Source organism: Streptomyces sp. NPDC005899, assembly GCF_040629645.1.
Classification (GTDB): domain Bacteria; phylum Actinomycetota; class Actinomycetes; order Streptomycetales; family Streptomycetaceae; genus Streptomyces.
The window spans coordinates 15,268-28,479 of record NZ_JBEXWB010000020.1 but is presented as its reverse complement, the minus strand read 5'-3'; the positions used below and the strand labels follow the sequence as shown (position 1 = coordinate 28,479).

Sequence of the window (13,212 nt, the reverse complement as noted above, 5' to 3'; positions counted from 1 at the left end):
GCCATGCAGATCCGCACCGACTTCCCGTACGAGACCACCCGCGAGGACCTCTACATCCCGCTGGCGGACGGCACCCAGCTGTACGCCCGGATCTGGCGGCCGGTCACCGAGGAACCGGTGCCCGCCCTGCTGGAGTACCTCCCGTACCGGCTGAGCGACTGGACGGCTCCCCGCGACTGGCAGCGCCACCCCTGGTACGCGGGCCACGGCTACGCCTCCGTACGGGTGGACGTGCGCGGGCACGGCAACAGCGAGGGCCTGCCCGGTGACGAGTACGACGCGACCGAGCTGGCCGACGGCGTCGCCGTCGTGCACTGGCTGGCGGAGCAGGACTGGTGCTCGGGCCGGGTCGGCATGTTCGGCATCTCCTGGGGCGGTTTCAACTCCCTGCAGATCGCCGCGCTCGCGCCGGAGCCGCTGAAGGCCGTCGTCACCGTCTGCTCGGCCGACGACCGCTACGACAACGACGTCCACTACATGGGCGGCTCCGTCCTCGGTGTCGACATGCACGCCTGGGCCGCCACCATGCTGGCCTTCGTCTGCCGCCCCCCGGACCCGGCGGACGTCGGCGACGACTGGCGTGACATGTGGCTCGGCCGGCTGGAGGCGGTGAAACCGTTCATCCACACCTGGCTGGCGCACCAGACGCGTGACGACTACTGGAAGCACGGCAGCGTCTGCGAGGACTACGGCGCTGTCGAGGCGAGCGTGCTGGCGGTGGGCGGCTGGCACGACCCCTACCGCGACACCGTCCTTCGGCTCGTCGAGCACCTGGACCCCGCGAAGGTCCGCGGACTGATCGGCCCCTGGTCCCACCAGTACCCGGACCGCGGACTGCCCCCAGGGCCCGCGATCGGCTTCCTCCAGGAGACGCTGCGCTGGTGGGACCAGCACCTCAAGGACCAGGACACCGGGGTGATGAACGAGCCCCTGCTGCGGTCCTGGATCAGCGGATCGCACCGCCCGGCCACGGTGTACGAGACGCTGCCCGGGCGCTGGGTCGGTGACGCCTCCTGGCCGTCGGCGAACGTCTCGGTCGTCGCCTACGCCCTCCAGGGCGGGCCGCAGACCGTCCGCTCACCCCAGCAGACCGGAGTGGACGCCGGCCGCTTCTTCCCCTTCGGCAACGAGGCCGACCTGCCGCCGGACCAGCGCGACGAGGACGCCAGGTCGGTGTGCTTCGAGTTCCCCGTCCAGGACGCGCCGATCGAGATCCTCGGCAGGCCCCGGGTGCGGCTCCGCATCCGTATGGACGTGCCGCGCGGACAGGCCGTCGCCCGCCTCTGCGACGTCTCCCCCGACGGCGCCTCGACCCTCGTGACCCGCGGTTCCCTCAACCTCTCGGCCCGCCACGGACGCGACCGGTCCGACGACTGGCCGGCCGGGGAGACCGAGGACGTGACCTTCGAACTCAACGGCATCGGGCACACCTTCCCGCCCGGCCACCGCATCCGGCTGGCCGTCTCGTCCGCGTACTGGCCGTGGATCTGGCCGCAGGCGGGTTCGGAGGGCTTCACGCTCCAGGCGGACGGGAGCCTCGTCGAACTCCCGGTGCGCCGCCACACGGAGGACCCCGCGATCACCTTCGGCGAACCGGAGCAGTCCGAGCCGCTCAACGTCGTCTTCCCCGCCACGCTCGACGAACAGCGCCCCGAGCGCCTGGTGGTCCGGGACGTCGCCAAGGGCGAGTGGCGTCTGGAGGTCGACCCCCGCTACGGCGGCACGCGTGTCTACCCGGACGGGCTCGAGTTCACCGAGGACGCGGTGGAGACGTACACGATCCGGGAGGACGACCCGCTGTCGGCCAGGGCCCGCTCGGACTGGACGATCCGCCTGCACCGGCCGGAGATGTCCTGGGACGTGCGCGTGGAGACCCGTTCCGAAACCACCGCGGACGCGCACGACTTCATCACGTCCGACGAGGTCGTCTGCAAGGACGGCGGTGAGATCGTCTTCCACCGGACGTGGGAGAAGCGGATCCCGCGCACGGCGGGGTGACACCGGTGCCCATACGGGAACACGGCATAACTTTCCGGGCGTAGCGGCTGGTTGCGGCCCTGCCGGCGACCCGTTCGGCCGACGTAACGTGTCCCCCAAGCGACCTGGAAAGCGAGGCAGCGACAGATGCCCGAGCAGAGCAGCCCGCTCGATCTGGCCGAGGGCGACCCCTTCGGTCCGCACAACCTTCCGTACGGCGTGTTCTCCACCCCCGGACACCCGCACGACCGCAGGGTCGGCGTCCGCATCGGCGGGCACGTCCTGGACGCCGGCGCGGCCGCCCACGCGCTGGGTTCGCCGTACGCCCGGCTGCTGGCCCAGCCCAGCCTGACGCCGCTCCTGGCAGCGGGGCGCACCGCCTGGCGGGACGTCCGGCGGGCGCTCACGGCCTGGGTGACCGTGCCGGCCCACCGGCCGGACGTGGAGCCCCTCCTGCACCCCGTGGACGCGGTGACCCTGCACCTGCCGTACGAGGTCGCGGACTACGTCGACTTCTACGCCAGCGAGCACCACGCCACCAACGTCGGCAGGATCTTCCGCCCCGACGGCGCCGCGCTCACCCCCAACTGGAAGCACCTGCCCATCGGTTACCACGGGCGGGCCGGCACGGTCGTCGTCTCCGGTACGGACGTGGTGCGCCCCTGCGGACAGCGGAAGGCGCCCACCGATCCCGCCCCGGTCTTCGGCCCGTCGGTCAAGCTGGACATCGAGGCCGAGGTCGGCTTCGTCGTCGGGGTCCCCTCGCGGCAGGGCTCACCCGTGCCGCTCGGCGACTTCCGCGAGCACGTCTTCGGGCTCTCGCTCCTCAACGACTGGTCGGCCCGGGACATCCAGGCCTGGGAGTACGTGCCGCTCGGCCCCTTCCTCGGCAAGTCCTTCGCCACCTCCGTGTCCGCGTGGGTGACCCCGTTGGAGGCCCTGGACGCGGCGCGCACGGCGCCCCCCGCCCGGGACGCCGAGCTGCTCCCCTACCTGGACGACGCGCACGACGAGGAGCCCGGGGGCTTCGACATCCGGATCTCGGTGGAGATCAACGGGCAGACCGTCTCGGAGCCGCCGTTCGCCTCCATGTACTGGACGGCCGCCCAGCAGCTGGCCCACATGACGGTGAACGGCGCCTCGCTGCGGACCGGCGACCTGTACGGGTCCGGGACGGTCAGCGGGGCGGAGCCGGGACAGCGCGGTTCGCTGCTGGAACTGACGTGGAACGGCCGTGATCCGCTGGATCTGCCGGAGGGGAAGCGCACCTTCCTCGAGGACGGGGACACGGTGACCCTGACCGCGTGGGCGCCCGGCCCCCACGGCACCCGGGTCGGGCTCGGTGACGTCACCGGGCGCATCACGGCCCCTCGGTGACCCTGCAGGAGCTCACCCTTCCCGAGGAGTTGCGGCGGGGCGGCCGCCGCACGCGTGCGGCGGCACGCTCCCTGGTCCGCACGGAGCGGGCCGCGTGGGCCGTCCACCGCGACGTGCGCCAGGACAAGGCCGCGTCGGCCGACGGAGGCGGGGGCGGCGGGGACGGGGGCGGGGCCGGCGGCTGAGCGGGCCCCCGCGTGTCCGAGGCGTGGGCAGCCGGGTGGCGGATCCTCGCCCACGGAGGCGGAAACAGCAGGTCACGGCCGTGTGCCGGAGACCTTCAGGTGGCGCAACACTGCGGCAACACCATTGCGCGGACCCCGTCGGTATGGTCCGGCGCATGCCAGTCGAACGCACCCGTGAGCACACCGTGCCCGTCGCCGCCGCCCGTCGGCGCCGGCTGCGCGCGGACCATGCCCGGCAGCTGGCCGACCTGCTGCGCCACCAGGTGCGCACGGGTGGTCTGCCGGGCGGGGTCCTGCCCTCCGAGGACACCATCGGCAGTGACTACCGCGTCTCGCGCAACACCGTCCGCCAGGCCCTCGACCTGCTGCGGGCCGAGGGTCTCGTGGAGCGGCAGCCGGGTGTCGGCACCGTCGTGGTCAGCGAGAAGTACCCGCATCGCCTCGACCGGCTCCAGGGCCTGGCCGAGACGCTCCGCGAACACGGCCGGGTCACCAACGAGGTCCGCACCGTGGGCCCCGTACCCGCGCCGGTGCCCGTGGCGCGGCGGCTCGGCGTCGAGGAGCACGGCGACGTGCTCTACATCGAGCGGCGCCGGCTGCTGAACGGGCTGCCGCTCTCCCTCGACCTCACGTACATCCCCATGGACATCGGGGCGGGGCTCGTCGGCTGCGACCTGGAGAACACCGACGTCTTCCGCCTCCTGGAGTCCCTGACGGGCCGGCCGCTCGGCACCGCCGACATCACGCTGGAGGCGGTCAACGCCGACGCGCACTCCGCCGCCGTCCTGGAGACACCGCCCGGCTCCGCCGTCCTGATGCTGGAACGGCTCACCCACCTCTGTGACGGGCGGCCCGTGGACCTGGAGTTCATCCGCTTCCGCGGCGACCGCATCAGCATGAACGCCCTGCTGCACAGATCCGACTGACCTCCCCGCCAGCCCCCCTCTTCCCTGGAGACCGCCATGCCTCTGGCGCCCCAGCGGGCCGACGTGCCCGTGACCATCGACGAGTCCAAGTGCATCGACGGCTGCACCCTCTGCGTCGACATGTGCCCCCTCGACTCCCTGGCCATCCACCCGGAGAGCGGCAAGGCGTTCATGCACGTCGACGAGTGCTGGTACTGCGGCCCGTGCGCGGCCCGGTGTCCCACCGACGCGGTCACGGTCAACATGCCCTATCTCCTGCGGTGAAAGGCCCCTCCTCCCATGCGACGCACGGCAATCCGCGCCGGTGCCCTGCTGGCCCCCCTCCTGCTCGTCCCGCTCACGGCGGGCTGCGGCGGCGAGGCGGGCGCGGGTGACGGCGACACGGTCACGGTGACCGTCGGCTACCAGTCCAGGACCATCAACACCGTCACGGCGGGGACGCTCCTGCGTTCGCTCGGCTACTTCGAGGACGCGCTGCGGGCCCGCGGCGAGCGGGACGGTGTCACGTACGCGGTGAAGTGGCAGGACTACGCCACCGGTGCGCCGATCACCGCGCAGATGACCGCGGGCAAGATCGACATCGGTTCGATGGGCGACTTCCCGCTGCTGATCAACGCCGCCCGGGGCAAGCAGCTGAACCGCCCGACGAAGCTGGTCTCGGTCACCGGCTACAACCTGCGCGGCGGCCTCAACACCGTGGTGACCGGCCCCCGATCGTCCGTCGGGTCCTTGCGGGACCTGCGCGGCAAGAAGGTCTCCACCAGCGTCGGTTCGGCCGCCGACGGGACACTCGTCCGTGCGCTCCAGCAGGCGGGGCTCGACCCGGAGAAGGACATCCGCAAGCTCAACCAGCAGCCGGCGGTGGGGGCCTCGGCGCTCCAGGCCGAAAGCGCCGACGCCCTGTCGCAGTTCGTGGCGTGGCCGGGTCTGCTGGCCTTCCAGGGCAGGGCGAAGGCCCTCTACGACGGGGCCGAGCTGAATCTCCCGACCTTCCACGGGGTCACCGTCGTCGAGGACTTCGCGAAGAAGCGGCCCGCCGTGCTGGAGGACTTCCTCCGGGCCCAGGGCCGGGCGACGGAGTACCTGCGGAAGAACCCGGTGGCGGCCTCCGAGTCGGTGGCGAAGGCGACGGGCCTGCCGGCCGAGGTCGTGCACCTGTACAACGGCGCCCAGGGCATCGCCACGTTCGACACGACGGTGAAGCCGGCCCTGGTGGCCGCGCTGAAGAAGGACGTCCCCGTGCTGCGCTCGGCGAAACTCGTCGGCGACGTGGACGTCGACTCCTTCGTCGACGAGACGTACGTGAAGCGGGTGTACGGCTCCGCCTACGCGAAGGCGCGGGCCGCCGGGCCGCCCCCCGCGCGCGGCGGCGAGGTCTGGCTGAAGGGCGAGGACACCACGTCGGCGTTCGCCACCCCCGCGGAGGTCCTGCGGTACGCCGCCCGGCACGAGGGCCGCGTCCGCGCCGCGTACGTCCCCGACGCGGGCACCGGCACCCTGTGGTTCGCGGACCGGGCCGTCTGGGTGGCCGACGGGACGGAGCTCAGGCCCTACGTCACCCCCGCCGCGGCCCGCCGGGACACCGCCGCGCATCCGGGCGCCCGCGTCGTCCCCTACCGCACGGCGCTCGACCTGGCCCGCGCCTCATGAGCGCCCGGCACCGGTCGGCCGTGCGGCGGGTCCTGTCGCTGGTGGCGGCACTCGGCCTCTGGCAGCTGCTGACCTCCTACGACGTCGATCTGTGGCTCCGTTTCGAGCAGTTCCCCACGGTCACCGAGGTGGCCCGCGCCTTCGGTGACCGTCTCGGCACCGACGCCTACTGGCAGGACCTCACCGACAGCCTGACCCGGATCCTCACCGGCTTCGCGCTGGCCGGCGTGCTCGGCATCTCGGTCGGCACGGCCGTCGCCCGGTCCCGGATCGCCTCGGACCTGCTGGGCCCCGTCCTGGAGGTGGTACGCCCCGTACCGGCGATCGCGCTGGTGCCCGTGGCCATCCTGCTCTTCCCCACCAACGAGCAGGGCATCGTCTTCATCACCTGCACCGCGGCGTTCTTCCCGGTCATGGTGTCCACCCGGCACGCGGTGCGGGCGCTCACCCCGGTCTGGGAGGAGGCGGTGCTGACCATGGGCGGCGGGCGGTGGCGGATCCTCGGCTCCGTCGTGCTGCCCGGCGCGCTCCCCGGCATCCTCGGCGGGCTCTCCGTCGGCATCGGGGTGTCGTGGATCTGTGTGATCTCCGCCGAGATGATCTCCGGCGAGTACGGGGTGGGCTACCGCACCTGGCAGGACTACACGGTCGTCGACTATCCGGGGGTGTTCGTCGGCATGGCCACGATCGGCGTGCTCGGGTGGGTCACCTCGACGGCGGTTGAGGTCCTGGGCCGGCGGCTCACGCGGTGGCTCCCGCGCACGGAGGGCGGCCGCCCGGCGTCCCCCGCACGGCACCGGGACCGGGACGTCCTGCCGGCGGCGGCGCCGGTCCCCCGAGTGAAGGAAGGGGTCCACCCATGACCACGACCACAGCCCCCGGCGTCCGGCTGACCCTGCGGGGCGCCGTGCTCGGGCGGGCCGGGGCCCCGGTGCTGCACGGCGTCGACCTCGACGTCGTGCCCGGCGAGATCCTGGCCGTCCTCGGCCCCTCCGGCTGCGGGAAGTCGACACTGCTGCGGACCCTGGCCGGACTGCTGCCCGCCCTCGGCGGCCAGGTCACCCAGGACGGAGAGGTGATCACCGCGCCCAGCGCCGAGCGCGCCCTCGTCTTCCAGGACGACGCCCTGCTGCCGTGGCGCACGGTGCGCGCCAACGTCGAACTGCCCCTGGCCGTCCGGGGTGTGGCGCGGGCGGAGCGGCGCAGGCGCGCCGAGGACTGGCTCGCCGGGGTGGGCCTGGCCGGCCACGGCGCGAGCCTCCCCCACCGGATCTCCGGCGGCCAGCGCCAGCGCGTCCAGCTGGCCCGCGCCCTGGCGGCCGAGCCCCGCGCGGTCCTGATGGACGAGCCCTTCGGGGCGCTGGACGCCCAGACCCGTGCCGGGATGCAGCACCTGCTCGTCGACGTCCTGCGGGGCACGGGCGCCACCGTCGTCTTCGTCACGCACGACGTCGACGAGGCGCTGTTCCTCGGCGACCGTGTCGCACTGCTCCCGTCCGGCCGCGTCCTGGCCGTGCCGCGCCCCCGGGAGCGCGCCGCGCACTCCGACCCGGCGACCGTCGCGCTGCGCCGCGAGGTCCTCGCCTCACTCACCTCCGCCCACTGAAAGGCCCGACCGTGCAGATCCCCTCCCTCGCCGACGCCGAGGAACTCTCCTGCGACGTACTGGTCGTGGGGGGCGGCACCGCCGGCACGATGGCCGCGCTCACCGCCGCCGAGCACGGCGCCTCCGTCCTGCTCCTGGAGAAGGCCCACGTCCGGCACTCGGGGGCCCTCGCCATGGGCATGGACGGCGTGAACAACGCGGTGATCCCCGGCCGCGCCGAACCCGACGACTACGTCGCCGAGATCACCCGGGCCAACGACGGCATCGTCGACCAGTCCACTATCCGCCGGACCGCGGTGCGCGGATACGGGATGGTGCGGCGGCTGGAGTCGTACGGGGTGAAGTTCGAGAAGGACGAGCACGGGGAGTACGCCGTCCGGCAGGTGCACCGCTCCGGCTCGTACGTGTTGCCGATGCCCGAGGGCAAGGACGTCAAGAAGGTCCTCTACCGGCAGCTCCGGCGCCGGGAGATGCGGGAGAGGATCCGGATCGAGAACCGGGTCATGCCGGTCCGGATCCTCACGGGTGACGACGGCCGGGCGATCGGCGCGGCGGCCTTCAACACCCGCACCGGCGCGTTCGTGACCGTGCGCGCGGGAGCGGTCGTCCTCGCCACCGGCCCGTGCGGGCGGCTCGGCCTGCCCGCGTCCGGGTACCTCTACGGGACGTACGAGAACCCGACCAACGCGGGCGACGGCTATGCCATGGCCTACCACGCGGGCGCGGAGCTGACCGGCATCGAGTGCTTCCAGATCAACCCGCTGATCAAGGACTACAACGGGCCCGCCTGCGCCTACGTGGCCAACCCCTTCGGCGGCTACCAGGTGAACCGGCACGGCGAGCGGTTCGTCGACTCCGACTACTGGTCGGGGCAGATGATGGCGGAGTTCGCGGCGGAGGTCGCCTCGGACCGGGGGCCGGTGTACCTGAAGCTGAGCCATCTGCCCGAGGAGTCCGTCAGCGCCCTGGAGGGCATCCTGCACACCACGGAACGGCCCACCCGGGGCACGTTCCACGCGAACCGGGGCCATGACTACCGCACCCACGACATCGAGATGCACATCTCCGAGATCGGCCTGTGCGGCGGGCACTCGGCCTCGGGGGTCCGCGTCGACGACCAGGCCCGCACGACGGTGCCGCGCCTGTACGCGGCCGGGGACCTGGCCTGCGTCCCGCACAACTACATGATCGGCGCCTTCGTCTACGGAGACCTCGCGGGCGCCGACGCCTCGCAGTACACGGCCTACGAGGGCGAGCTGCCCGCCGACCAGCTGCGCGAGGCCCACGAGTTGGTCTACCGGCCGCTGCGCAACCCGCAGGGCCCGCCGCAGCCGCAGGTCGAGTACAAGCTGCGCCGGTTCGTGAACGACTACGTGGCACCGCCCAAGTCGGGGGCCCGCCTGTCACTGGCGCTGGAGTCCTTCGAGCGGATGCGCACGGACATCGCGGAGATGGGGGCGACGACCCCGCACGAGCTGATGCGGTGCGCGGAGGTGAGCTTCATCCGGGACTGCGCGGAGATGGCGGCGCGCTCCTCGCTGGCCCGGACGGAGTCCCGCTGGGGCCTGTACCACGAGCGCACGGACCATCCGGGGCGCGACGACACGGACTGGTTCCACCACCTGGACCTGCGCAAGTCCGCTTCGGGGGCGATGGAGTTCACGGCCCGGCCGGTGGCGCCCTACCTCGTGCCGGTGGAGGGGTTCGACCCCGTCGGCGGGCCCTCCAGGGAGCTCGGCGAGGTCGCTGCCGAGCAGGTCGCGACCGCCGGGGCACGGGAGTCCGCTCCCTCCGGTTCCACGGCGCCCCCGCGCGCCGGGGCCCGCACCTCCGCGCCGGCCGGCCCTTCGCCGCGCATCCTCGAACTCCTCGCGCTGGCCGAGGAGCAACCGGTGCTCGCGGACCTCGCGCCGTACCTGGCCGACTCCGACCCGGCGGTCCGGCGGGCCGCCGTGGCCGCGCTCACCGAGTCGACGCCGGAGGGCGCGGGGCCCGCGCTGGCCGCCACGCTCGCGGACTCCGCTCCCTCGGTGCGGGCGGCGGCGGCCGCCTCCCTGCGGGAGCTGGTCGAGGTACTGCCGGCCGTGCCGGCCCTGCGCGAGCCGCTGGTGGCGGCGCTGGGCTCGGAGGACCCCGTCGTACGGTCCACGGCGCTGGACACCCTGCGGGCGCTGCGGCTGGGCGACGCGGAGCTGTTCGCGGGCACGCTGGGCGACTCCGACATCGACGTACGCATCCACACGGTGAGCGCCCTGGTCTCGGTGGACGCGACCGGTCTGCTGGCCGGGGCCGCCGCCGACCCGTCCCGGGAGGTCCGGGTGGCCGTCGCGAAGGGCCTGGCGGCCACGCGCTCCCCCGGCCCGGAGCCGCTGGCCCCTCTCCTGTCGGACCCGGACCCGCTGGTGCGGGCGGCGGCCCTGGGCGCGCTGGCGGCGACGGGGTGCCCGCCCGGGTACGCGGCCACGGCGGTCACGGCCCTCTCCGATCCGGCGTGGCAGGTCCGGGCGGGGGCGGCGACGGCGCTCTCCTCGGCCGATCCGGCCTCGGCGGTCGGCCCGCTGGCCCGGGCGCTGGGTGACCCGAACGCCGACGTCCGCAAGGCGGCGGTCCTGGCGCTCCTCCGGCACACGTCCCACGAAGCGGCCCGGGAGGCCCTTTCGGGCGTGCTCACGGACCCGGACGCGGACGTGCGCGCGTACGCGGCGAGGGGCGCGGTGGTCAACGACGCGTGAGTCGTGCGCACGTACGGCTGGGCTTGATCGGGATGCCGGCGGATACGCTGGACGGACCCGCGAGACTCCTTCGTACGGGAGCACTGACGAGCATCGAACCCGAGGCCCCCGAGCCGCGGTGGGCGGTCCCGCCCGTGGGCGGCTGGACCGCCGACGGCCTGGACACACTCCCGAATCTGCCTCCGCACACGGAGCTGATCGACGGGAGCCTGGTTCTCGTGAGTCCGCGGGCCGTGTTCCATGAGCGTGCGATCGACTACCTGAAGTGGCAGTTGCAGTCACTCGCACCGCTCGACCTGGACGTCTTTCGCGAGTTCACCATCGACGTCGACTTCCAGAACCGGCCGGAACTTGACGTCGTCGTCGTCCGCGCGGACGCGGTCGAGAGTCTGCGGCAGACACGGTTCCCCGCGAGCAGTGTGCTGCTCGCGGTCGAGGTCGTCTCCGACGAGTCCGTCACCCGTGACCGGGAGACCAAACCCGTGAAGTACGCGCGGGCGCGGATCCCGCACTACCGGCGCGTGGAGAACCAGGACGGCCGGGCGGTCGTCCACGTCTTCGAGCTGGAACCCGCCACCGGCGCCTACACCTCGACCGGGATCTTCCACGACCGGATGAAGGTGTCCACGCCCTTCGCCGTCGATCTCGACCTGACCGCGATCGTCTCCCGACGCCGGGCGCACACGGAGTAGCGCCGGCCGCGTCGGCCGGCCCGCCCGAGGGTCAGTCGAACTCCGGGGGCTCCTCGTCCCAGCCGAACTCGGGGTCCGGGGCCTGGGCGGCGGACCGGGTCACCGGCGCAGGCTCGGGCGCCGGGGCCGGTGCGGGCGACGGCGAGGCCTCCGGCGCGGAGGTCCCCGGCGCGGCGGCCGCGACCGCGGACGGGCCCGTGTCTCCCAGCCCCGCCAGCACCTCCAGCACTCCCTCGCCGTACGTCGCCAGCTTCTTCTCGCCCAGACCGCTGACCCCGCCCAGCTCCGCCAGCGACGCGGGCCGCAGTGCGGCGATCTCGCGCAGCGTCGCGTCGTGGAAGATCACGTAGGCCGGGAGGCCCAGCTCCTTGGCCTGGGCGCCCCGCCAGGCGCGCAGCGCCTCGAAGACCGGGACGGCCTGGGCCGGCAGGTCGGCCACCGCGGCGGCGGACTTGGCCTTGCGCTCGCCACGGCCCGAGGAGCGGGTCGTCGGCACCTTCGCCTCCTTGCGGAGCAGCACCTCACGCTCCCGGCCGAGGACCGAACCGCTCTCCTCGGTGAGCACCAGCGTGCCGTACTCCCCCTCGACGGCCAGCAGCCCCTGCGCCAGCAGCTGGCGCACCACGCCCCGCCACTCCGCCTCGGACAGCTCCTCGCCGATCCCGAAGACCGAGAGCTGGTCGTGGTCGAACTGGATGGTCTTCGCGGTCTTCCGGCCCAGCAGGATGTCAATGATCTGGCCGGCGCCGAACTTCTGGTTCCGCTCCCGCTTCAGCCGGACGACGGCGGACAGCAGCTTCTGGGCGACCACCGTGCCGTCCCAGGTCTCCGGCGGGGTCAGGCAGGTGTCGCAGTTGCCGCAGCTCTCGGCGCCGGGCTCCTGGCCGAAGTACCTCAGGAGCTGGGCGCGGCGGCACTCCACCGTCTCGCAGAGCGCCAGCATCGAGTCCAGGTGCGAGGCGGCCCGGCGCCGGAACGCCTCGTCGCCCTCGCCGCCCTGGATCAGCTTGCGCTGCTGGACGACGTCCTGGAGGCCGTACGCCATCCACGCCGTGGAGGGGGCGCCGTCACGGCCCGCGCGGCCCGTCTCCTGGTAGTAGCCCTCGACGGACTTGGGCAGGTCGAGGTGGGCGACGAAGCGGACGTCCGGCTTGTCGATGCCCATGCCGAAGGCGATGGTCGCGACGACGACCAGGCCCTCCTCACGGAGGAAGCGCGACTGGTGCAGCGCGCGCGTCCCGGCGTCCAGGCCCGCGTGGTAGGGCACGGCCTCGATGCCGTTGCGGGAGAGGTACTCGGCGGTCTTCTCCGTGGAGTTGCGCGAGAGGCAGTAGACGATGCCGGCGTCCCCCGCGTGCTCCTCCTTCAGGAAGGTCAGCAGCTGCTTCTTCGGGTCGGACTTCGGCACGACGCGGTACTGGATGTTGGGCCGGTCGAAGCCGGCCACGAAGTGCCGGGCCTCGGGCATGCCGAGGCGCCGGGTGATCTCCTCGTGCGTGGCCTCGGTGGCCGTGGCCGTCAGCGCGATGCGCGGGACGTCGGGCCAGCGCTCACCCAGCACGGACAGGGCCAGGTAGTCGGGGCGGAAGTCGTGGCCCCACTGGGCGACGCAGTGCGCCTCGTCGATGGCGAAGACGGAGATCTCGCCGCGGGCCAGCAGCGCGAGGGTGGAGTCGAGGCGCAGGCGCTCGGGGGCCAGATACAGCACGTCGAGCTCACCGGCGACGAACTGGGCCTCCATCGAGCGGCGCTCGTCGAAGTCCTGCGTGGAGTTCATGAAGCCGGCGCGGACGCCGAGCGCCCGCAGGGCGTCCACCTGGTCCTGCATGAGCGCGATCAGCGGGGAGATCACCACGCCCGTGCCCGGCCTGACCAGGGCGGGGATCTGGTAGCAGAGGGACTTGCCGCCGCCGGTGGGCATGAGCACGACGGCGTCGCCGCCGGCCACCACGTGGTCGATGACCGCGCCCTGCTCGCCGCGGAACGCCTCGTACCCGAACACCCGGTGCAGCGTCTGCTGCGCAGCGCTCTCGGTCGTCACACTCATGGTCGCGCCCGTCCGTCCGT

The 13,212-nt window shown here is 73.2% G+C and carries 11 protein-coding genes; 10 read left to right on the top strand and 1 reads right to left on the bottom strand.

Annotated elements, in window-relative coordinates; all coding sequences use genetic code 11:
- The first annotated feature begins 3 nt into the window (after positions 1-3).
- The 10 genes from ABZ371_RS04920 to ABZ371_RS04875 all read left to right on the top strand — a co-directional run bounded on the left by ABZ371_RS04920 (position 4) and on the right by ABZ371_RS04875 (position 11,145).
- Positions 4-1,998, top strand: a complete 1,995-nt coding sequence (locus ABZ371_RS04920; RefSeq protein WP_358673522.1) for a CocE/NonD family hydrolase — start codon at positions 4-6, stop codon at positions 1,996-1,998.
- A gap of 126 nt (positions 1,999-2,124) precedes the next feature.
- Entirely contained in the window at positions 2,125-3,354 is a 1,230-nt protein-coding gene (gene fahA, locus ABZ371_RS04915) for a fumarylacetoacetase (protein WP_358673519.1), read from the top strand.
- Positions 3,351-3,539: a hypothetical protein gene (locus ABZ371_RS04910; RefSeq protein ID WP_358673517.1), complete on the top strand. Its 189-nt coding sequence runs from the start codon at positions 3,351-3,353 to the stop codon at positions 3,537-3,539. The genes fahA and ABZ371_RS04910 overlap by 4 nt, the downstream gene beginning before the upstream one ends.
- Before the next feature lie 155 nt (positions 3,540-3,694).
- Positions 3,695-4,465, top strand: coding sequence for a GntR family transcriptional regulator (locus ABZ371_RS04905; RefSeq protein ID WP_358673514.1), 771 nt, complete (start codon positions 3,695-3,697; stop codon positions 4,463-4,465).
- A 36-nt stretch (positions 4,466-4,501) separates the two neighbouring features.
- A complete protein-coding gene (locus ABZ371_RS04900) occupies positions 4,502-4,729 on the top strand; it encodes a ferredoxin family protein (protein ID WP_358673511.1) in 228 nt (75 codons plus the stop codon).
- Positions 4,730-4,744: 15 nt separating this feature from the next.
- Entirely contained in the window at positions 4,745-6,115 is a 1,371-nt protein-coding gene (locus tag ABZ371_RS04895) for an ABC transporter substrate-binding protein (RefSeq protein WP_358673508.1), read from the top strand.
- Positions 6,112-6,978, top strand: a complete 867-nt coding sequence (locus ABZ371_RS04890; protein WP_358673505.1) for an ABC transporter permease — start codon at positions 6,112-6,114, stop codon at positions 6,976-6,978. Before ABZ371_RS04895 ends, ABZ371_RS04890 begins: the two co-directional genes overlap by 4 nt.
- Entirely contained in the window at positions 6,975-7,721 is a 747-nt protein-coding gene (locus ABZ371_RS04885) for an ABC transporter ATP-binding protein (RefSeq protein ID WP_358673502.1), read from the top strand. The genes ABZ371_RS04890 and ABZ371_RS04885 overlap by 4 nt, the downstream gene beginning before the upstream one ends.
- A gap of 11 nt (positions 7,722-7,732) precedes the next feature.
- Positions 7,733-10,453 carry a fumarate reductase/succinate dehydrogenase flavoprotein subunit gene (locus tag ABZ371_RS04880; RefSeq protein ID WP_358673499.1) on the top strand — a complete coding sequence of 907 codons (2,721 nt, stop codon included), beginning with the start codon at positions 7,733-7,735 and terminating at the stop codon, positions 10,451-10,453.
- A 32-nt stretch (positions 10,454-10,485) separates the two neighbouring features.
- Complete coding sequence (locus ABZ371_RS04875) at positions 10,486-11,145, top strand: Uma2 family endonuclease (RefSeq protein ID WP_358673496.1); 660 nt, start codon at positions 10,486-10,488, stop codon at positions 11,143-11,145.
- Positions 11,146-11,176: 31 nt separating this feature from the next.
- Here ABZ371_RS04875 and recQ read toward each other — a convergent pair whose 3' ends face one another.
- Entirely contained in the window at positions 11,177-13,192 is a 2,016-nt protein-coding gene (gene recQ, locus ABZ371_RS04870) for a DNA helicase RecQ (RefSeq protein WP_358673493.1), read from the bottom strand.
- Positions 13,193-13,212: the final 20 nt, after the last annotated feature.